Below are 22018 nucleotides of genomic sequence, written 5' to 3'. Positions count from 1 at the left end.
TGTCGGTCTCTTTGCCTGCACAATATGGTGCTATTTTTGCCCATTGGGCATCAGTAAGTGTTAGTCTATTCATATAAGCAGAATAACTGATTTTCTTTGTATGTCAACACACCCTAATACTCATTGCAATGATTAAACTAATTTTCTTTGTATGTCAACACACCCTAGAAAAAGGCGATAATTTATCGCCTTTTTTTGATGATTACAATGCAGTGTTAAGAATCAATTAAGTCTTAATAGCCACGCCCTGCTGGAACTTTGGTGCTGATATTGATATTAATAAAGCCCAATTTTCCTGCAACATCCATCACACGAACCACGTCTTGATGGGTGGCTTTGGCATCAGCAGCAATAATCATTGGCATATCAAAACGGTTGTTGGTGGCTTGTTTGATTGCGGTGGTCAATTGAATTTCATCATTACCACCTAATGCTTGACCATTCACCAAATATTGCCCATTTGCTTGTACCACAACTTCCAAACGTTGTTCAAAGTTTTTGGGTGGTACGCCTTGTGCATCTGGCAAGCTCAGGTTGATACGGCTGTGCTGATTAAAACTGGTCGATACCAATAAAAATACCAATAGAAATAATAGGCAGTCAATCATTGGGGTCAAATTGACTTCTATCTCATTTACACGTGGACGATTGAATTTCATGTTCTTGTCCTCAGTGACTTAGCCAGTGATATTTTTTTGTAAGTCATCAAATTGACTCATGGTAGATTCTGCACCAATTTTATGTGGTTCGCTTTGACCATAGAATAAAATTGAATGATATAGCGTTGCTTGTTGTTCCATTTCTACCACCAATTCAACAACGTGACGTTGGAAATAGCGATATGCCACCAAAGATGGAATAGCGACAATCATACCAGCAGCCGTAGTAATCAATGCCTTAGACACACCTTCTGCCAATAACGCAGGATCGGTAATACCACCTGTATTCACAGCCAAGAAGGCTTGGATAATCCCTAAAACCGTACCAAGCAAACCTAATAATGGTGCAATTGATCCGATCGTACCGATAAAATTGATATTTTTTTCTAATTGGCTAATTTGTACACTGGCTTCAGTTTGCATTTGTAAGCTAACAAATTCAGGATGTTTGTTTCGGTGCGTATAACCTTTTTGTAGCACTTTACCCAATGCACTTTTAAATAGGCTTTGTTCGTCTTGTACTGTTAAGTTACCACTTTGACTACGCAATAGCACTTCATTGATCAAATTTTTTGGTATAATATTTGAACGCTTCAAACGAATAAAACGTTCAATCGTAATTGATAAGGCAAGGATCGAACAGAGTATCAGCGGTAGCATTAACCAACCGCCAGCCTTAATAAATTCCCACATGGTTGTATCCTTCATCGTAATGATGATATCTAATCTAACTTATTGGTCAAAACGATGTTCAGTCATCGTATTTAAACCAATAAGCAACAAATTTGTACACTGACAAAGCGACATATCATAGCATAATTATGCTTTATTTGAGCCAATCTGATTTAAAATTCCATCCAACTCATCAAGTGAATGATATTTAATTACAATTTTACCTTTGCCCTGACGTAAATGGTCGATTTGTACATCGGCTGCCAAAAAATCCGCCAAACGTTCAGTCAGTGCCTTAATATCAGCATCGGCAAATTTAGCCTTGGTATTGTTATCGTCCTGACCATTTTGCTGTAATTGACGTACCAATTGTTCAGTTTGACGTACCGACAAACCTTTTTTGATAATGTCTTGAGCAATCATATTTTGCTGTACGGCTGGCAAAGATAAAATCGCACGAGCATGTCCCATATCAAGCTGTTGCTGTGCCAATAATTTTTTTACAGGCTGAGACAGGCTCAATAGACGTAATAAATTACTCACCGTCGCACGTGCTTTACCTACTGTATCAGCAATTTCTTGGTGGCTAAGCTCAAACTCATCTTGGAAACGCTGTAATGCCAAAGCTTGTTCAATCGGATTTAAGTCTTCGCGTTGAATATTTTCAATCAGTGCCAAAGCAATTGCCACTTGATTAGGAATATCACGCACAATAGCAGGTACATCAGTCAAACCTGCCAATTGTGCTGCACGCCAACGACGTTCACCCGCAATAATTTCAAAACGTTCATGATCGATTGGACGCACCACCAAAGGTTGCATAATGCCGTGCTTTTTGATGGATTCTGCCAATTCTGCCAGTTCACTCTCACCCAAGTATTGACGAGGCTGATATTCACCACGTTGCAATAGTTTTACTGAGATTTGTTGTAGCTGTGCAGATTTTTGACGCTTAACGCCTTTGCCCAACTCGCCTTTTTCAGGTGAGCTATCAGCGTGGTCAGTTTTTTGTTCAGAAAAATCATTTTGAATTTCTGCAATAGTTGCTTGTTCTCGTTGTAAACCACCCAACAAAGCATCCAGTCCACGCCCTTTGGCTAAGCCACGTTTTTTGGTCATTTTTTTACTCCTTTTAATTTTTTCATTAATTCAGCGGCAAAGCTTAAATAGGCAACTGCACCTTTAGAGCTTTTTTCAAAATATATCACAGGCATACCATGTGCTGGGGCTTCGGCAAGACGTACATTGCGTGGAATCACGGTTTGGAATAATTTATCACCAAAATAATTAGCAAGTTCTTGTGATACATCTTTTGCCAAAGCGTTACGCCCATCAAACATGGTACGCAACACACCCAAAATTTCTAAATTAGGATTAAGACTTTGATTGATTCGCTCAATAGTTTGACACAAATCCGCCAAGCCTTCTAAGGCATAATATTCACATTGCATCGGAATCAAAACACTGTCTGCTGCACACAGAGCATTGACCGTAATTAAGCTTAGACTTGGTGCACAGTCAATAATAATAAAATCATAAGCAGATGCGACTTTTTGCAAATGATTTTTTAATAAAAACTCACGCCCTTCTACATCAGCAATGTTTAATTCAACACCTGCCAGCTCACGATTCGAACCAAGTACCTTGTATAGTGCTTCGGTTTTAACAATTGCTGCTTCAATTGGTGCTTCATCAAGCAATACATCAACTACTGTAAAATTCAATTGATTTTTTTGGATACCTGAACCCATGGTCGCATTGCCTTGTGAGTCCAAATCTACCAACAAAACACGTTTTTTTAAAATTGCCAAAGATGCAGCCAAATTCACAGCGGTGGTGGTTTTGGCAACACCGCCTTTTTGGTTTGCTATTGCAATGATTTTTGCCATAAAAAATTAACCTTTTTTCAATTTTGTCATCATGTTTTTGATGTTTGCGATTACTGAGAAAGTAGAATCAAGTGACGTTGTTCATCTAAATGAGGCACTTTTAACTCAATTACTTTTTGTTGAAATTGGGAAAGTTGTGCCATTTCATCTTGTGGTATCACGCCTTTCATGGCAGCAATAATACTTTTTTCATGCATATATGGTTCAGCAGCAGCAACAAAGTCCAATAGTGACGCAAAAGCACGACTAGTAATCACATCAAATTGTCCTAGGTCTGCAATCATTTGTGTATCTTCTACACGGCTTTGTACAGCGATGACGTTACTGAGCTTCATATCTGCAATCAATTGTTTTAAAAAACGAATCTTTTTACCATTTGAGTCCAAAAGTACGCAAGCTCGCTCAGGCTGACTCAGTGCCACCATGATACCTGGCATACCACCGCCTGTGCCTACATCTAGTAATCGACCTTGCGGTAAATGTGGCAAGATCGACAGACTGTCTAACAAATGCTTGATCAGCATCTCTTGCGGGTCACGAATTGCTGTTAGATTATAGGCTTTGTTCCACAACTTCAAAGCGTCTTGATACGCCAATAACTGTTGTAAAACTTGTGGGGATAGATTTAAATTTAGTTTTTGGCAGCCTTGTTCTAGCTTGGTATAAAATGCGTGCATAATCAGCGAGCTGGGTAATAAAATTGATGGACTATTATAAGCGTGGAACATCAAAAAAGCATCCTCTTATCTGATATATTTTTGTGAGGCTATTTGTTGATAAAACCATTTACGATAGCAACAGCTATCATGTGTTGCACACCCTATTTTCCAAAAAAAATGCAAATCGTCTCACATTCTATATTGAATTTTAAGATGATATTTTAAAAATTATCAAAAAAAATGTTGTAAATCATAGGTTAAGTTCGCTTAAAGTATAATACATAAAATACAAAATGAGCGTATAGTACAAAAAATAATCCTATTTTTAAAAAAGGCTAGGAGGCTTTATCATGACACAATTTTCGATGCATAAATATTTTTTACCAATGGCTATGCTATTTTTATCGGCTTGTTCTGATCAAGCAGCAACCAATAGCCAAAATAACCCGTCAAATAGCCCGTCAACAGCGAATAATGAAGTCAATGCTAAAGCCAATGATTTTGTAAGTAAATTGCCTGCGAACGCACCAACATTGCAAGTGGTGACCAGTCGAAGTACAGCACCATATTCTTTTTCTGATGCGTATGGGAATCAGCAAGGTTTTGATATTGATTTAATTCATGCAGTTGGTGAAAAAGCTGGATTTAAGGTGGAGTTGATCAGTGCAACGCCAAATGAAGTCCTAGCCTCAGTTGCAAAAGGCAAATATCCTATCGGTATCGGAGGTCATACCTATTCTAAAGAACGAGAAAATGCTTATGCACTTTCCAAGCCTTATACCTATTCTCCTTCAGCAATGTTATTTGATCCCAATATCAACATTAATGGCTTATCTGATGTTAAACATCTTAAAGTAGGCGTACTCAATGCCTCAACTCAAATACACGACCTCAAAGCAATTGGCAAGACAGATTATATTGTCGTTGATACACCCTATCTTTTATACGATGGGTTGTTGAAGAAAAAATATGATGTGGCATTGTTTAGCTCTGCAACATTCCATGAAATCATGAAAAATCAGAAGAAAATAAAAATGAATATTAGATCTTATGAATCCACTTCTAATGCAGAAGCATATCAAGTATTTTTGATGCAAAAAGGCGATATCAAACTGAAAAACAAAATTGATAAAGCTCTTACACAATTGAAAGCGGACGGTACAATTAGAAAGCTAGAAAAGAAATGGGTTCCTGAGCTCAGCTAAGAAATGGCAAATAGAAAGCACGTGCTAGGGTGACTAAATTGGAGTAAAAATAAACTTCTGAACTTCGTCAATTCGCAAAATAAGATAAATCTTTAAACGATTAAATCGATTAAGGCTCATCGTTACTGGTGAGCCTTAATGTCTAACTTTAATCAAAATTAAGATTATTATGTGAAGTTCATCAACAAAAATATTTCAATCTAATACTTTGGTCTAATTGCAATCTGTAATATCGATAAATAAATCAGTTTAAACAATAACCGCAACTATTTTTTCATGCTAATCTTTTGTTAACCAAGTTAATCGTTGTGTATGTTTTTAGTAACACACTTAGGATATCTCTCGCATGAACTCTCAATTTAAATACGTATTACCAGTCATCATGGCTTCTTTGACTGCCTGTTCTGACAATTCACCTGGTGTAACAAGTGCTTCTACAGAAGCGAGCAATGCATCAGCCGCTGCCGATAGCAAATTTGTAAGTAAGTTACCTGCAGATGCACCGACATTAAAAGTAGGTACGACAGGTGTCTTTTCACCGTATTCATTTGCAGATGAATATGGCAATCTTCAAGGCTATGACATTGATCTTATCCATGAAGTTGGCGAAAGAGCTGGTTTTAAAACCGATATCTTTAGTGGCACAATGCAAGATACCTTTGATGATCTTGAAAAAGGTAAATTTGATATGGCTATCGGTGGTTTTGTATATACCGATGAACGCAACAATAGATTTACTTTATCTAAGCCTTATAATTACTCTCCAGCTGCAATTATGCATCTACCTGATACAAAACTTACTGGTTTGGCAGATCTAAAAGACCTTAAAGTTGCAACGGTAAAAGGCGTAAAACAAGTCAATGATTTGAAAAAAATAGGCAAAACAGACTTTGAACAAGTCGATACCGCTTACCTGCTATATGAAGGTCTGATTCAGAAAAAATATGATGCAGTGACTTTCAAGGCGGCAACACTATATGATTTGCTTAAGAATAATCCCGATGTAAAAATGGAAGTTACGCCTTATGAAGATGTGAACAATCCTGAGGCACATCAAGTAGTTGTACTGAAAAAAGGCAATGATGAATTAAAAGCGAAGATCGATAAAGCTTTAGATGAATTAAAAGCAGATGGTACGATCGACAGATTAGAGCAAAAATGGACACCGATCGTTGCTGAAAAAGCTAAAGCTGCAGAAGCGAAGTAATTTGTTTACGTCACAATGATCGAATAAAGCCTATCTTATCCAGATAGGCTTTATTATTAAACAGAATACATTGCTTACAATCGATTAGAAAATTGACCTGAAAATCATTACAAGCATAAAAATTTACAAATATTTGAATATTTTTTGCAAAAAATACTAGCGAGACCATATAAAAAAGCATAGGATTGCAAGCATTTTTACACCCTTGTTTTGGCAACGCTATGTTCTACCCTCGTACTTTTTTAGCATTTGCAACAATGCTATTCCCATTTTCTGTATCTTATTCTCAAGTTATTGATATTGATAAAAATAGTGTCGATGCACAAGCATGGGTAATTTATGATGCACAGTCTAAACAAATTATTGCATCTGACCAACAAGATGTACAGCGTGCACCAGCTTCTTTAACCAAGATTATGGTCGCTTATTTAATGTTAGAAGCGATACGAGAAGGTCGTTATAGCCTGGAACAAAAGTTGACTGTTCCTGAAAGTGTCAAAAGTATAGACGTGTTAGAATCAAAAATGGATTTAAAAGCAGGTGAACAGGTTAGTATTCATGATTTATTGACTGGCTTAATCGTTATGTCCGCAAATGATGCTGCATTAACTATCGCAGATAATTTGGGTAACAAGGACAGTCAAAAATTTATTGAATTGATGAACCAAAGTGCCGTCAAGCTTGGTATGAAAAACACTCACTTTGCAAATGCATCTGGCATCACGATGGATGGTCACTATAGCACTGCACATGACATGGCAATCTTATCAGATGCGATTATTAATACTACGCCTGAGTATCTTAACTTCGCTAAGTTGCAGCAATTCCAATTTAAGAATTCGACACATGAAGCAACTAACCTACTGCTCAAACGTGATAACACTATCGATGGATTGAAAACAGGCTACACTGAGGCTGCGGGCTATAACTTTGCCGTCACTGCAAACCGTATTGATCCAAATACCAAACAAAACCGTCGTATTATTGTGGTGATTTTGGGAACCAAATCTAAACAACAACGTGCGGACATTGCTCAGCACCTGTTAAACATTGCCTATACTTATACGCAGAATCAACCTATTCTTGCCAATAGTCAAAAGTTGGCACGCATCCCGATTGTTAACGGACAATATAATTACTACCCTGTCTATCTACAGCCGCAACAAAACATTCAAACATTGAGCCTACTACCGACAGCACAAGTGCTTGATTTAAAAAAATATGATGTAAACAAACAACGGTTTGTATTAAATGAAAAACCTTTGGTTACGATTGAGCCGACTACTAAGCCTGAAGGGTTGCAGTTTGATGTAAAACTCCAACAACAGCAACTTAACGCACCAATGCAGCAACAAAATATGCCTTTATTGACGTTACAAGTAAAACAATTTGATCAAATTATTTTGGAAAATCATATTTCTCAAACTATACAATTGCAACCCGAAACATGGTGGCAATCTATCGTGCGTAAGCTTAGTGCTTTTTTCCAAGGTGAAAAAAACACGACTGCGACAATTTATCCAATCAATACATAAACTGGTCGGAAAGTAGAGATTTTGTACAAGAAAAACGTAATATTGTTGTAAATTTTACAGCAATTTTACTGCCAATGCTTTAATATAGTGCCTTAATGTAACTTTTTAGAGATGTACACATGACTGCAATTAAAGATGATGTTGTTGTAAAATTTAACTACACTTTGACTGACGAAAATGGTCAAATTATCGATCAATCTAACAACGAGCCACTTGCATACCTTCACGGTGCAGGTAACATCATTCCTGGTCTAGAAAATGCTTTGACTGGCAAAACTGTTGGTGACAAGCTTACTGTAAACGTTCCTGCAGCTGAAGCATATGGCGAATATTTTGCTGAAATGGTTCAAGAAGTACCACGTGAAATGTTCCAAGGTGTTGATAATATTCAACCTGGTATGCAATTCCAAGCCCAAGCTGAAGACGGTATCCAAATCGTTACAGTTAAAGACGTGACTGAAGACACCGTGATTGTTGATGCAAACCATCCACTTGCTGGTAAAGATTTGAACTTTGATGTTGAAATCGTTGAAATCCGTGACGCTACTGCTGAAGAAGTTGAGCATGGTCATGTTCATGGTGCTGGCGTTCACAGTCACTAATTAAAGATATTGAGTTTATTTCAATGAAGTTTACTCAATAACTAAAAAGCCACGAATGTTTTTATTCGTGGCTTTTTTCATGCAATATAAAAAGATCACACCATTGTCTTAAACTTTTTTCAATACGATTGACCCTAAAGAATAGCCTGCCCCGAATGAACACAGTACTGCATACTCACCTTTTTCCACTTGCTCAGCTGTTTTGTTCATTACAATAATTACCCCTGCTGATGAGGTATTTGCAAATTCATCCAAAATAATCGGTGCTTTTTCCGCAACTTCTTCGTCTTTACTACCCAAAATCATTTTTAAAATCAAGGCATTCATATTAGCATTGGCTTGGTGTAACCAAAAACGTTTTGGCGTATTGACATCAATATTAAGACGTTCTAACTGTGCTTTAATGGTACTAGCCACCAAAGGTGATACTTCTTTAAACACTTTGCGACCATCTTGACGGAACAACAAACCCTTTTCGGCATTTTCCACACTATTTAAGAAACCAAAGTTATTGCGGATGTTATTCGAAAATTGCGTGTGCAATACACAATCCACGATTTCAAAACCTGATTTGCTGTCAGTTTCTTCGATGATTGACGCTGTAGCCACATCACCAAAAATAAAATGGCTGTCACGTTGGGTAAAGTCCAAATGTGCCGATGTAATTTCCGCATTCACCAACAGCACACGTCTTGCACCACACTTGATGGCATCATGGGCTTGTTTTAAACCAAAAGTCGCCGCCGAACACGCCACATTCATATCATAAGCATAGCCTTGAATACCCAAAGCGGATTGGATTTCAATCGCTACCGCAGGATAAGCACGCTGTAAATTTGAACAAGATAAAATCACTACATCAATATCGGCTGCGGTTACGCCTGCATTGTGCATGGCGATTTTGGCAGCTGCAACACCCATTTCTGCTTGTAATGATAGCTCTTCATTGCTACGCTCTGGCAAATTTGGATACATACGATCAATATCCAAAACACCTGATTTCTCAACCACATAGCGAGATTTTACACCTGATGCTTTTTCGATAAATTCGGCTGTTGATGGTAACAATGCTTCTTTAGTACCTTCTTCAATCTCTGTTGCATATTGCTGATTATAACGTTCTACATAAGCATTCAAACTGGCAACCAATTCTTCATTGCTGATGCTTGCCGTTGGGTGATAAACGCCTGTACCTGTAATTCGAATGCTCATGTTAGCCTCTTTTATCAAAAGTTAATTAATTTATTCTACTCGAAATTAGCTAAAAATGTATGGAGAAAATTAATTTTTGTGATGATTTTTTCAAAAATCAAACCTGTTCACTATTGATAAATTTTAATTTTTATCTGGATAATCATACACATAAACAGCTCTCTCTATGCCCGTTCCATTAAAATAAGTCACCATCACGTATTCAATATTTTGGCATTGGCTTGGCAACGATTCCAAATTTAATAATAATTTTAAATATTTTTCACGTGGTATATGACTCGATTCTTCTATAAATACTTTTTTACCATTCAGCTTATAATAATCAATGGTTACTTTTCTTTTCGAATAACTTTTCATTAGAAATGTATTTCTTTTACTAATGGTTTTCTCTTTACTGTGATCATAGTAAATACAACCATGCAGATGCTTATCTAATTTTTTTATTTTACTTTTAGCGTAAAAAGGCAAAATCAAATCCTTATACACCAAGCCTATAAAATCAAAAAACAATAAAGAAAAAATAAAAATAACCGCATAATACAATGCATTATGCAATATTTTTGTTTTAAGATCATGATCCATTTCAATCTCCATATTAAATAATATTTTTTATTTAAAGTAGAACAAAAAATATTATTTAACCTAATTCCTTAAATTCTTAAAATATCCATTACACCAATTAAGACAATATTGCAATATATTGCATCAAATTCTGCTTTTGATAATTCAGTACCAAATCTAACAAGCGTTGTGGTGTATGATGATTATGATAGTCATCAAAACAGGCATAATATTCTAATCTATCACTGAATTTAATATCAATCGGTAGATAATGCTGTTTTAATAGTTCTAAATTCAACAATAAACGCCCTACTCGCCCATTGCCATCAATAAATGGATGAATACTCTCAAAAGCCAAATGCAACCATGCAATCGCTTGCAAAGGATGATATTGTTTTAGATATTGCTGATAAGTGCTGATTAATTTTTGCATTTGTTCTGCAATTAAATATGGCGGTGTAGTTTCATGGCTTGACCCCAATATTCTGACAGGCAATTTGCGATAAATCCCACGATGCTCCGCATCATTCATTAATACTAAACTATGCAATTGCTTAATAGTATTTTCATCTAAATCTTGTGGATACTCAATCAACTCAAACATATAATGCAAAGCATCTTTAAAACCAATCACTTCCAAATGTTCACGCACTGACTTGCCACCAATGGTAATGCCTTCATTTAAAATCAATGCTGTTTCACGCAAAGTCAACGTATTGCCTTCAATCGCATTAGAATTATAAGTGGTCTCGATAATAAATTCTTCTCTTAAGCGTTTCACTTCTGTTGCAGTCAGTGGACGTAACTCAGCAAGTTGCTGTTTTAACTGCTCAATATCATTGATTTTGGCTGTATCTACAATTGCAATCGCAGAAAAGAAATCTTGTTCTACCATTATTTAATCCCATCCCACGCCGCTTGCAATTTTTTAACTGATACAGGCATTTTGGTCTTCATTGGCTGTGAGAATAACGAAATACGATATTCTTGCAATAACTGATAAAATTGATAATAGGCATCGAGTAATTGTGGTTTTTTCGCCAAATCACTTTTAATATCAAAGATTTTATCCATCCATGGATCAATTTGATCAATGGCTTGCACATCACGATTTAAATTATTCGGCAAACGCTGTAAACGTAAATCCAAGGCTTTTAAATAACGTGGAAATTCCTGCCAAATCATTATCGGATGCACATAAACAAATTGATTCAGATTCATTAATGCCAATTGGTCTTCAATATCATCAATCGATGCGGCAAATATCTCTTGATTAAGATTATATATTTGTCGGCGACAGTTTTGCCAAAGGGTAAATACATCATTAAAAATCGCTAATACCTTTTGACCATTGCTTAAAAACTGCTGTTTGACTTGTGATAATAACTGCTGATATTCAGCATGATTCATCGGTAAATCATGAATCGACATATCCAATGTCGCATAAATCAACATTTGCTCGAGTTTAGCTTTTTCACCCAAGGCAGAATAAGATAATACCACGCCTTTACTGAGTTGCTTTTTTAATTGACGAATTAAATCGCCCAATTGTAAATAAATCAGCTGAATAATCCCTTGGCGATAATATTTTAATGCCAAACTTTCATCATTGAGTAATTGTAAAATCACCCCTTGTTCAGCTTGATTCTGTACCGTTAATTCGGCAAAAGCATGCTTGGCTGCCAAGATTTGATATTGTTTGACCACTACACCATTGACTTTTTGTTGATGCTCAAATTTAAACTGCTCAGGGAATTGCTGATAAATTTGCTCACTATCTACCACAATCGGCTGATGATGCTCTCGCAATCGAGATTGTAAAATATCTAAATCTCGCCCTTCTTCAATAATTTTTGATTTACCATCAATCACTTGGATATAAGGCTTAAGATATTCATCGACTTTTTCAAAGCTAAAATCATCGGCAATAATGCCTTCACCACGCAACTCAAAAGCTAAGGCATCAAACAGATGTTGATTGCGTGGATGCGATTGCAATTTTTGCCACAACCGTTGTGCGGTATCGGGAATTGGCACGACCAGACGGCGTTTGTCTTTGCTGAGATTTTTCAGTAAATTTTCAATCAATGCCAATCGCCAACCAACAATCCCCCACGACCATTCCGCTACACTCATTTGCGATAAGGCTTGCACAGGCACAGTCACGACTGCCCCATCACGTTGATGGCTTGGATCAAAATGATATTTGACGGATAATTTTAATGCCCCATTTTGCAATTCATCGGGGAATTGATCGGTTTGTGGTACTTGATTTTGCCAAATATCTTGTTCATCAAAGTATAAAAATTCGGCATTTTTACCTTGCAATTTGCCCAACCAATCTTGGAAAGCATGACGAGAAGCAATATCTTTTGGAATTTTATCGGCATAAAATTGATAAATTTGCTCTTCATCGACAATCAAATCACGACGACGCAATTTATCTTCAATACGTTGTACTTGTTTGATTTTTTCTTGGTTGTGCTGTAAAAAAGGCACATTGACACCAAGCTGATTCATCACCAAAGCATCACGCACAAAAATTTCATGGGCTGCCAATAAATCCACTTTTTCATATTGGATTTTACGTTTTTCTTCCAAAATCAAACCGAACAAAGAAATCTGTGCATAGGCATGCACCAAGCCCGATTTTTTCGACCAATGTGGCTCAAAATAATGATATTTTAATAAATCGCCTGCCGCTGCCACAATCCACTCTGGCTCAACTTTGGCGATGGTACGCAAATATACTTGCGATGTTTCCACCATTTCAAATGCCATCACCCAAGGCGTATTGGTTTTGTGCAAGGTACTGGCAGGAAATACCCGAGCTTTTTGCTGCCGCACCGCCATAAAGACGTTACGTTCTTCGGTTTTATTGGCGATAAAAGACAGCAAACCGGCTAACAACGCACGATGTAAATTTTCATAACTGGCGGCTTTTTCATTCAGTCGCATGCCCAATTGTGTGGTCATTTCAAGCAATTGCTGATAAGTTTGTCGCCATTCACGCAGACGCAACCAACTTAAATAATGCTGTTTGGCAAATTGACGGCGTTTATTTTCGCTGACACTTTGCTGTTTCATTTGCTCAAGCTGTTGCCATAGATTAAGATAAAATAAAAAATCAGAATCTTCGGCTTTAAAAAGAGCATGTTTTTGGTCGGCTTGCATTTGCTTATCGGCAGGGCGTTCTCTCGGATCTTGCACCGCCAAGGCACTGACAATAATCAAAATTTCTTGCAATACACCAAAGTGTTGCCCTGCCACCAACATTCTTGCTAGACGTGGGTCAATCGGCATTTTTGCCATGGTTTGCCCGATTTTGGTTAGGCTGGCAAATTTACCGTGTTTTTTATTTTTGCGTGCTTGGGTTTGTGTTTCACTCGGCAATGCACCCAATTCAATCAATAATTTACGCCCATCATTGACCAAACGATAATCAGGCGGCTCGATAAAATCAAAATCATCGACTTCACCCAGGCCTAAATTTTGCATTTGTAAAATCACCGATGCCAAATTGGTACGTTTGATTTCAGGCTCGGTAAATTCAGGACGACTGAGAAAATCTTCTTCAGAATACAGGCGGATACACACGCCAGCCGCAATACGTCCGCAACGCCCTTTACGCTGATTGGCAGCCGCTTGGGAAATGGCTTCAATCGGTAAACGTTGCACACGAGAGCGATAATTATAACGAGAAATACGAGCAAAACCGCTATCAATCACATAGCGAATATTTGGCACAGTCAGTGCGGTTTCTGCGACGTTTGTGGCAATAATAATGCGTCGTCCTTGCCCTGTCGGATGGAAAATCTTTTGCTGATCAGCCAAAGCTAAACGGGCATAGAGCGGTAAGATTTCTACATGACGGAAATGTTGCTTAGATAAAACTTCTTGTAATTCGCGGATTTCTTGTTCGGTACTGGCGAAAATCAAAATATCAGCATGTTGAGCTTGTTTTTTACCATCAGCATCGGCAAAACATTCTTTGACCGCTTCCACCACTGCACGCGGTAAATTTTCTTCAAAGTCATCAAAATCATCGTCATCACTGCCATGAATCGACAATTCCGACACAGGACGATAACGCACTTCGACCGGATAGCTTCGCCCTTCGACTTGGAAAATTGGCGCTTGATGAAAATAATTGCTAAAACGTTCTACATCTAAGGTTGCAGAGGTAATAATCACTTTTAAATCAGGACGTTTTTTTAGAATTCGTTTTAAATAGCCTAATAGAAAATCAATATTTAGCGAACGTTCGTGGGCTTCATCGATAATAATAGTATCATATTTATTCAAATATGGGTCGTGAGTCAATTCTGCCAATAAAATACCATCAGTCATCAAACGCACGATAGCATCTTGATTACCTTGTTCATTAAAACGCACTTTAAAACCAACGGTATTGCCGAGTTTTTCACCCAATTCTTCGGCGATACGTTCTGATACACTGCGTGCCGCCAAACGTCTTGGTTGGGTATGACCGATTAGCCCCGTTAAGCCACGTCCTGCCAGCATAGCAATTTGCGGTAGCTGTGTGGTTTTACCTGAACCTGTTTCCCCTGCGACAATAATCACTTGATGCTGTTGAATGGCTTGGATTAATTTATCAGCATATTGGCTGACAGGTAGGTCGCTATTGAGTTTAATTTTGGGTAGGCGTTGAAAACGTGCTTGCACTTTTTGCTTGGATTGTTGCAAGCGTTCATCATACTGCAGTTGCTTTTCAGCCAACAGTTCCAGATTGTCATTGCCCAATTTTTTTAATTCTTGTTGCATACGCCACAGCAGATGACGGTCACGCACCATCACCATCTCGCCTAGCTGTTGCTCGGAAATGTTCGGTTTACGCCAGTGATTCATGTTTAGTGGAGATGGTGAGACTTCATCTTGTGATAGGTTTGAAGATAAATTATCGTCTTGGGAATGCAAATGGATCACCTAGTATTTTGATTTAAACGTTTTTTAGGCTGTTATTTTAGCGAAATTCGGTTTTTTTTCAATATGATTTTAGCATTTGTTGATTGACAGTCATCATCACGGCATAGTTTATCGAGCTTTTAGATATAGATTTGTGATCGATTAAATAAAAAATACTGTAAGCCCAAATTAAAGCTTACAGTAATTATTTGTGAAAGGGAACGTATTAAGACGCTATACCTAAAATACTTTGATAGTATTGCCATTGCGAACGTACCGCATCATCTAGTGTACGTTTACTTTGCCATGGTGTTGTTGATTTAAGCTTTTGATTATTGGCACTTATCTTATCAAAAGATAGACGTTGTTCTTCGCTATTCAGCGTTGCAAGCGTTTGACCAGTAACACGTTCGACACTTTGCAATAACTGCTTGAGGCTCACAATATCATCAGATACAACGTTAAAGCTTTCAAATAGATTTGCCTGTGTATTCGACCACAGCATCAATTGATAAACTGCTTCAATTGCATCCATCACGTGAATATAGTTACGTTCAGCCGTGCCATCTTTGGTATCTAGACCGTGTTGGTGGATATCAAAAGCATCTTTTTGCCCAGCTGCAACCTGAAGCATATTTGGTAGAACTGACTTCGGCGCCAAAGGTGTCCACTCACCTAGTGGTGAATCTTGCTCAGGATTACTGCCATAAGCACCAATCACATTAGACAAGCGTACATTGATAATTTGCCACATCGGGTCAGCTTGGTAAGTATCTTGTAGCATTTGCTCAATCATTTTCTGACCGTTTATATATGGATTGGACAGCTTATTTTGTAACTCGCTGTCTTCTCGCCAGTCATGACCTGATGCACCATATACCGAAATAGATGATAAATTAACAAGTCGCTTTACATTGCTACGTTGTAATGCACGTAAAAGGCTCATCATACAACCGACATTGTTGTTATAATATTCCATCGGACGTGATTTGGCTTCTTCTAGGCTTTTAAAGCCTGCTGCATGTATGACATAATCAATCGTATATTGTTCAAAGACTTTTTGTAATACAGGTGTGTTGCGTACATCTAGGCGTACGAACGGAATGTACATTTTGGTAATATATTCTAGGCGTTCTAATACTGCCATGGATGATTGCGATAAGTTATCAGCAAGTACCACTTCGTGTCCTTTGGACATTAGATATAATGCCATGTGGCTGCCAATGTAGCCCAAACCACCAGTAATCAAAATCATGTCTAGTTATCCTCTTGTATTTCAGCTATTGTACGCACTGTTGTATGACGACAATACAATGATTTAAAATGAGACTTTTCAATGAATTCAACCCTCATCCTAGTACTTTCGCCACCTCGCTCACGCTTAGCTTACCATGCTTTGCGTTTAGCTCAAAGCTTAAAAAACCAACAAAAGCCGTTTCAAGTATTTTTTTACCAAGATGCTACAACAGTTGCTGACAATCAGCTTTGGTATGCCGATGATGAACTTAATATAACACAACAATGGCAAAATTTAGCGATAGATTTGCCTGTTTGTGTAAGCGCAGCCATTCAACGTGGCGTCATGGATCAAGAAAATATTCAGCGTCATCAGAAGCTATCTGACCTAGAACGAGCGGAATCACCATGGCATACTAACCTTGCCAAAGGCTTTAGCTTAGTGGGTTTAGGACAATTGGCAATGGCAATAAATGAGAGTAAACATGTTATACAATTTTAATCCAATCATGATGTACAACATCAACGGTGATTTAAATATTGTAACTTACGGCTAAAAATATGAAAAAAATCCTATTTATTTTAACAAAAAGCGAACGTAGCCATCTTAATGTCAATGAGAGCATCAATGCATTGTTGTTGATGGCAAGCTATGACTTGCAAGTCAGTGTATTGTTTCAAGATGTGGCGTTGAGCTTGCTCGCACAGCCCGTTCAGCGAAACGTTTCGCCTGATCGTGATTTTTTAAAATCAGCGGTGAAAATGGTTGCTGGCTTTGAATTTTACGATATCGAAAACTTATATGTGCTTAGCCAAGACCAGCACAATCACTTAATCAAATCATCACCATATCATATTCAAGCTATTGATTTTAATCAGCAGTTTATTTCAGAATATGATCACATTATTTGCTTTTAACTACTTATTTTCATTGCGATTATTGGAAATCTTAAATGTCGAACAACTCCATTGAAAACTTTTACATCATTCAAAGTGAATTTAACGCTACTCAAGCGATACTTGAGCGTGTTGCAACATTATATCAACCTGATGATGCCATCTTACTGATGGAAGACAGCATTTATGTTTTAGATTTAGACATCATGCAAAATTTTAAAACAATCTACGTCTTGGAAGAGGATTTGCATTTTGATATCAGCTCATTACCGCATTTAAATCAAATCCATCCTATCACACATGAGCAATGGGCAAACTTGATTGCACATTCAAAAAAAATCATTACCTTGAAGTAACCGCTTTTTAAATACGCTCTGTTGTCGAGATATGCAACAGTTGTAAAACCAACCTAAAAGTTTGTTTTATTTTAGCTATATTTTTGCTATGATATAGCTCCGTTTATACGTGTCTATAGCTCAACTGGATAGAGTACAGGTTTCCGAAGCCTGTGGCGCAGGTTCGAGTCCTGCTAGGCACACCATTCTCAATAACAATGTACCGATATTCCTATTGGACATCCCAACCAAATGACCAAGAAAAAAACCTCTCTTTCAGATCATAAGCAAGCAAATCAACAGCCCATCGCAGATGAAGTGGCAAAGCCGTCATTGATCATGATTGTCTTACTGCTCATTATTGTTGCTGCTTTACTGACGGGTGGTGTGATGCGTTTGCAAAATAATTTTACTGACATTTTGGGCTGCTTGTTACTCGGGCTTGGACTTGGTGGAATCGTTGCAGCTTGGGGTGCTATCATGGCGTATTTGGGCAAAAAATAATTGTATTTACAGCTTACACGCCATCGCTTATTGTTAATATGATAAAATTTAATTCAACCCAACTCCCTATCCAAGCTGTACCTACTCATATTATTACTGGCTTTTTGGGGGCTGGTAAAACTACCTTATTAAAAGCATTGCTAAAGCAAAAGCCTGAACAAGAGATCTGGGCAGTGCTGATGAATGAGTTTGGTGAGATCGGCATAGACCAAGTGTTGCTCGATAAGCAATCAGATATTGCTATAAAAGAAGTATTAGGTGGATGTCTATGCTGTACTTCACAATTATCTATGCAAGTTGCCATATCACGTCTGCTTAGTGAATATCGACCACAACGTTTATTTATTGAACCGACAGGCTTAGGGCATGCCGCAGAATTACTCAAACAATTACAACAGCCACATTGGCAATCGAGTTTGTCGTTACGTCAAGTGATTGTCTTAATTGATGGACAACGTTTGCATGAAAAATTATGGCAACAACATGATATCTATCTACAGCAGATGGATGTATCTAGTATTGTGCTGATCTCGCATACATCAGAGATGCAGGATAATGATCGACAAGCACTGGCTGAATTACAGCAAAGCTATCCAGATAAACAATATCATTTTATTGACCATGGTCATATTGATTTAAGTATTCTAGACATTGTATTAACACAAGAACAGCCAATTAAGCAAAATTTATTAAGTCTAAACCAAAATCTATTGTCTACCAGAAATCTTACACCAACTTTGATGGTGCAAGATGAAATCAAAACTCTTCCCTACCATTATCATCAAGCTAAGCAAGGCTATTTTGTAGCGGGATGGCGTCTGCCGAAAGTATGGCAATTTGATTTAGATAAATTGACATTTTTCTTACAACATCTACAACATTATCAGCGTGTAAAAGCACATCTAAACACCAATGATGGTTGGATTAATATTAATAATCTACCCAAACAACAATATATTGAGTTTGCACAGCGTATGGGTGTGGATAATCGTATTGAGATAATCAGCGATCAGGATTTGGATTGGCTAAATATTGAAAAAGAGTTATTGGATTGTCGTACGGATATTTGTTAACAGTTTGGTATTTTATATATCGCACAAATAAAAATCTGCTACTAGAGCAGATTTTTATATTTTAATGTACACATTGTTAGAATAGCTCAGATTAAGCAATTACATTCAACGTCACGTCAACATTATTACGCGTTGCATTAGAATATGGACATACGATATGTGCAGCATCGACTAACTTTTTCGCTTCGTCTTCTGGCATACCTTCTAAGTGTACATTTAAAGTTACTTCGATACCAAAACCATTTGGAATAGGACCAATGCCAACTTCACCTTCGACATAAGCATCTTTTGGCATATGAAAACCGTCACGATTGGCAACAAATTTCATCGCACCCAAGAAGCACGCAGAATAGCCTGCTGCAAATAATTGCTCTGGATTGGTCACTTCGCCGCCAGCACCACCCATCTCTTTTGGTACACCAAGTTTAACATCTAAAACACCGTTGTCTGATACCGCACGACCGTCACGACCACCTGTAGCTTTGGCTTTGGCTGTATATACTGTTTTCTCTAGACTCATACTCTTACCTCAAATATTGTTGATTACAATGTACAAACTACTATAATCGCTTTGTCGCAATTTAAAAATGTTTTCCTGTAAAGAATAGTAATTATCAGCAAATATTTTATTCAATTGAGTATCTTGTTATAGCTTATATTTGTTGGCGCAAAAAAATTATCCATGAATATTTAAAAACTTAAACTTATTAAATTCTTTATCACATGATAAAAAAGACCTGCCGTAGCAAGTCTTTTTGAGTTTGAATGATTTTAATCAATCAATTACAAACCGTAGTACATTTCCATCTCAACTGGGTGAGTCGTGGTATTCAAACGACGTACTTCTTCAGTTTTCAATGCGATATAAGCATCAAGCATATCTTTAGTGAATACACCACCTTTCAACAAGAACTCTTGGTCATTTTGCAATGCTTCAAGTGCCATTTCTAGGCTGTGTGCCACAGTTGGGATGCTACCTTCTTCTTCTGGTGGCAAATCATACAAGTTCTTGTCTGCTGCTTCACCTGGGTGAATCTTGTTTTGGATACCGTCAAGACCCGCCATCAATAATGCCGCAAAACCTAAGTATGGGTTCATCATTGGGTCTGGGAAACGTGCTTCGATACGTTTACCTTTTGGATTTGACACGTATGGAATACGAATCGATGCAGAACGGTTACGTGCTGAATAAGCCAACATAATCGGTGCTTCATAGTGTGGTACTAAACGCTTGTACGAGTTTGTAGAAGGGTTAGTAATCGCATTCAATGCACGACCGTGCTTGATGATACCACCAATGAAGAATAACGCCATTTCTGAAAGACCAGCATATTCATCACCTGCGAACAAGTTTTTGCCATCTTTAGAAATAGACATATGGACATGCATACCAGAACCGTTATCGCCTACCATTGGTTTTGGCATAAAGGTAGCTGTTTTTGCAAATTGATGTGCAACGTTCCAAACCACATATTTAAACTGTTGTACTTCGTCTGCTTTACGTACCATGGTATTGAAAGATACACCGATTTCTAATTGGCAAGATGCCACTTCACCGTGATGTACTTCTACACGACCAGGACCCATAATGTCTTCGATACGGTTGCACATTTCTGCACGCATATCTTGGGTTGCGTCGATCGGTGGCAATGCAAAATAGTTGCCTTTCACACCTGGACGATGACCAGAGTTACCTGCGTCGTAGTCTTTACCAGTTGACCAAGATGCACCTTCAGCGATCAAAGTATGACGTGCACCTGACATGTCCACATCCCATTTTACTTCGTCAAATACGAAGAATTCAGGCTCTGGACCGAAGAATGCAGTATCACCAATACCTGTAGATTTTAAATATTCTTCTGCACGACGTGCGATAGAACGTGGGTCACGCTCATAGCCTTGGCCAGTTGTTGGCTCAATGACGTCACAAGTCACTACAACAGTTGGCTCAGCAAAGAATGGGTCAAGGAATGCTGTATCTGCGTCTGGACGCAAAATCATATCTGATGCTTCGATACCTTTCCAACCGTCGATAGATGAACCATCGAACATTTTACCATCTTCAAAGATATCTTCGTCGATACTGTCCGCAGGGAAAGTAACGTGTTTTTCTTTACCTTTGGTATCTGTAAAGCGGAAATCAACCCACTTTGCACCATGTTCTTGAATTAAATTAAGCATTTTGTTTGACATGCTGTCTGCTCCAACTACTAGATTTTACTGCGATGACCGTGTCCATACTGACCGAACTTTTGGCATCTCTTGTGTCATTACCATAGCACAACTTGATAGAAAATCCTACTAGCCAATCTACCATTGCAACGACTTGTAAATAAAAATGCGTTGATTGATACATTGAGCTTTAGACCAAGCATGCTACTGCTTGTAACACAAGCGCCCTGATAATAATGTCTAACAATGCAAACTGTGTGCCAACTTAGTGTTAATTATCATAATATATTGATTTTAAATTAATTTTAAAAATATATAGTCCTCATATGTTCAAGTCAAAGAGATAGTGTGTAGAGACGATGTGCACAATTTTCATCATAGTTTCATATACATCACGATATTTGACGCATCTTTTTATATCAAGGTCAATGCTATCTGCACCATAATAACGCATTTCTAAAGCAACCTAACACACAATGTTTGCAAAACGACATATCTTTTTGGATTTCTTAAGTCAATACTTTTTGCGTCATATCAAGATGCGATAAAAAACTTGATACGATTCGCAAAACTAATATGACAAACTTATCACAATACTTTATTATAGTTGCGTGATAATCAAGCACGACAAATTTATATTTGTGTCTTAAACACTGCCAATTTATCTTTTCTTC

At 37.7% G+C, this 22018-nt stretch carries 22 protein-coding genes and 1 tRNA gene; 10 read left to right on the top strand and 13 right to left on the bottom strand.

Features of this window, described 5'->3' with window-relative positions; genetic code table 11:
• Positions 1-233: 233 nt before the first annotated feature.
• From ACEYX7_RS02415 to rsmG, 5 genes are all read right to left on the bottom strand, one after another.
• Positions 234-659, bottom strand: coding sequence for an ExbD/TolR family protein (locus tag ACEYX7_RS02415; protein ID WP_374802497.1), 426 nt, complete (start codon positions 657-659; stop codon positions 234-236).
• A gap of 18 nt (positions 660-677) precedes the next feature.
• Entirely contained in the window at positions 678-1352 is a 675-nt protein-coding gene (locus ACEYX7_RS02410; RefSeq protein ID WP_374802499.1) for a MotA/TolQ/ExbB proton channel family protein, read from the bottom strand.
• Between the two features lie 126 nt (positions 1353-1478).
• Complete coding sequence (locus tag ACEYX7_RS02405) at positions 1479-2450, bottom strand: ParB/RepB/Spo0J family partition protein (protein WP_374802501.1); 972 nt, start codon at positions 2448-2450, stop codon at positions 1479-1481.
• Positions 2447-3220 carry a ParA family protein gene (locus ACEYX7_RS02400; RefSeq protein WP_374802503.1) on the bottom strand — a complete coding sequence of 258 codons (774 nt, stop codon included), beginning with the start codon at positions 3218-3220 and terminating at the stop codon, positions 2447-2449. The genes ACEYX7_RS02405 and ACEYX7_RS02400 overlap by 4 nt, the downstream gene beginning before the upstream one ends.
• A 50-nt stretch (positions 3221-3270) precedes the next feature.
• Complete coding sequence (rsmG, locus tag ACEYX7_RS02395) at positions 3271-3897, bottom strand: 16S rRNA (guanine(527)-N(7))-methyltransferase RsmG (RefSeq protein ID WP_374802594.1); 627 nt, start codon at positions 3895-3897, stop codon at positions 3271-3273.
• Between the two features lie 332 nt (positions 3898-4229).
• On the opposite strand from rsmG, the gene ACEYX7_RS02390 reads away from it, so the two are divergent.
• From ACEYX7_RS02390 to ACEYX7_RS02375, 4 genes are all read left to right on the top strand, one after another.
• Positions 4230-5084, top strand: coding sequence for a substrate-binding periplasmic protein (locus tag ACEYX7_RS02390; protein WP_374806659.1), 855 nt, complete (start codon positions 4230-4232; stop codon positions 5082-5084).
• Positions 5085-5430: 346 nt separating this feature from the next.
• On the top strand, positions 5431-6291 hold the full coding sequence (locus tag ACEYX7_RS02385) for a substrate-binding periplasmic protein (RefSeq protein ID WP_374806661.1): 861 nt from the start codon (positions 5431-5433) through the stop codon (positions 6289-6291).
• Positions 6292-6512: 221 nt separating this feature from the next.
• Complete coding sequence (locus tag ACEYX7_RS02380; RefSeq protein ID WP_374900174.1) at positions 6513-7826, top strand: D-alanyl-D-alanine carboxypeptidase family protein; 1314 nt, start codon at positions 6513-6515, stop codon at positions 7824-7826.
• 119 nt (positions 7827-7945) lie between these two features.
• On the top strand, positions 7946-8428 hold the full coding sequence (locus ACEYX7_RS02375) for an FKBP-type peptidyl-prolyl cis-trans isomerase (RefSeq protein ID WP_374802511.1): 483 nt from the start codon (positions 7946-7948) through the stop codon (positions 8426-8428).
• 108 nt (positions 8429-8536) lie between these two features.
• Here ACEYX7_RS02375 and ACEYX7_RS02370 read toward each other — a convergent pair whose 3' ends face one another.
• The 5 genes from ACEYX7_RS02370 to ACEYX7_RS02350 form a co-directional block, all read right to left on the bottom strand.
• Positions 8537-9640: a beta-ketoacyl-ACP synthase III gene (locus tag ACEYX7_RS02370; protein ID WP_374900173.1), complete on the bottom strand. Its 1104-nt coding sequence runs from the start codon at positions 9638-9640 to the stop codon at positions 8537-8539.
• A 123-nt stretch (positions 9641-9763) separates the two neighbouring features.
• Positions 9764-10222: a hypothetical protein gene (locus ACEYX7_RS02365; RefSeq protein ID WP_374900172.1), complete on the bottom strand. Its 459-nt coding sequence runs from the start codon at positions 10220-10222 to the stop codon at positions 9764-9766.
• 97 nt (positions 10223-10319) lie between these two features.
• Positions 10320-11096, bottom strand: coding sequence for a Fic family protein (locus tag ACEYX7_RS02360; protein WP_374802517.1), 777 nt, complete (start codon positions 11094-11096; stop codon positions 10320-10322).
• Positions 11096-15070 (bottom strand): ATP-dependent RNA helicase HrpA, encoded by a 3975-nt coding sequence (gene hrpA / locus ACEYX7_RS02355; RefSeq protein WP_374802596.1) that lies wholly within the window; start codon positions 15068-15070, stop codon positions 11096-11098. The genes ACEYX7_RS02360 and hrpA overlap by 1 nt, the downstream gene beginning before the upstream one ends.
• 283 nt (positions 15071-15353) lie before the next feature.
• Positions 15354-16382, bottom strand: a complete 1029-nt coding sequence (locus ACEYX7_RS02350; RefSeq protein ID WP_374802519.1) for an SDR family NAD(P)-dependent oxidoreductase — start codon at positions 16380-16382, stop codon at positions 15354-15356.
• An 81-nt stretch (positions 16383-16463) separates the two neighbouring features.
• Here ACEYX7_RS02350 and tusD point away from each other — a divergent pair, with 81 nt between their 5' ends.
• The 6 genes from tusD to ACEYX7_RS02320 all read left to right on the top strand — a co-directional run bounded on the left by tusD (position 16464) and on the right by ACEYX7_RS02320 (position 19172).
• Entirely contained in the window at positions 16464-16865 is a 402-nt protein-coding gene (gene tusD, locus ACEYX7_RS02345) for a sulfurtransferase complex subunit TusD (RefSeq protein ID WP_374802521.1), read from the top strand.
• 59 nt (positions 16866-16924) lie between these two features.
• Positions 16925-17281 (top strand): hypothetical protein, encoded by a 357-nt coding sequence (locus tag ACEYX7_RS02340; protein WP_374900171.1) that lies wholly within the window; start codon positions 16925-16927, stop codon positions 17279-17281.
• A gap of 35 nt (positions 17282-17316) precedes the next feature.
• Positions 17317-17616: a DsrH/TusB family sulfur metabolism protein gene (locus ACEYX7_RS02335; protein WP_374802525.1), complete on the top strand. Its 300-nt coding sequence runs from the start codon at positions 17317-17319 to the stop codon at positions 17614-17616.
• Between the two features lie 109 nt (positions 17617-17725).
• Positions 17726-17801 (top strand) — tRNA-Arg (locus ACEYX7_RS02330).
• 46 nt (positions 17802-17847) lie between these two features.
• The gene (locus ACEYX7_RS02325) at positions 17848-18099 is read left to right on the top strand and encodes a hypothetical protein (RefSeq protein ID WP_374802527.1); all 252 of its coding nucleotides are present in this window, start codon (positions 17848-17850) and stop codon (positions 18097-18099) included.
• Positions 18100-18137: 38 nt separating this feature from the next.
• Positions 18138-19172, top strand: coding sequence for a CobW family GTP-binding protein (locus ACEYX7_RS02320; protein ID WP_374900170.1), 1035 nt, complete (start codon positions 18138-18140; stop codon positions 19170-19172).
• A gap of 91 nt (positions 19173-19263) precedes the next feature.
• Here ACEYX7_RS02320 and ACEYX7_RS02315 read toward each other — a convergent pair whose 3' ends face one another.
• The 3 genes from ACEYX7_RS02315 to ACEYX7_RS02305 all read right to left on the bottom strand — a co-directional run bounded on the left by ACEYX7_RS02315 (position 19264) and on the right by ACEYX7_RS02305 (position 21528).
• Positions 19264-19692, bottom strand: coding sequence for an organic hydroperoxide resistance protein (locus ACEYX7_RS02315; RefSeq protein WP_374802531.1), 429 nt, complete (start codon positions 19690-19692; stop codon positions 19264-19266).
• Between the two features lie 263 nt (positions 19693-19955).
• Positions 19956-21365, bottom strand: a complete 1410-nt coding sequence (glnA, locus tag ACEYX7_RS02310) for a type I glutamate--ammonia ligase (RefSeq protein WP_374900169.1) — start codon at positions 21363-21365, stop codon at positions 19956-19958.
• Positions 21346-21528, bottom strand: a complete 183-nt coding sequence (locus ACEYX7_RS02305) for a hypothetical protein (RefSeq protein ID WP_374802535.1) — start codon at positions 21526-21528, stop codon at positions 21346-21348. Before ACEYX7_RS02305 ends, glnA begins: the two co-directional genes overlap by 20 nt.
• Positions 21529-22018: the final 490 nt, after the last annotated feature.

Origin of the sequence: Hubeiibacter jixunmingi, from assembly GCF_041928215.1 — a bacterium.
In the GTDB taxonomy this organism is placed as follows: domain Bacteria; phylum Pseudomonadota; class Gammaproteobacteria; order Pseudomonadales; family Moraxellaceae; genus Acinetobacter.
This window is presented reverse-complemented; position numbering and strand designations above follow the sequence as displayed.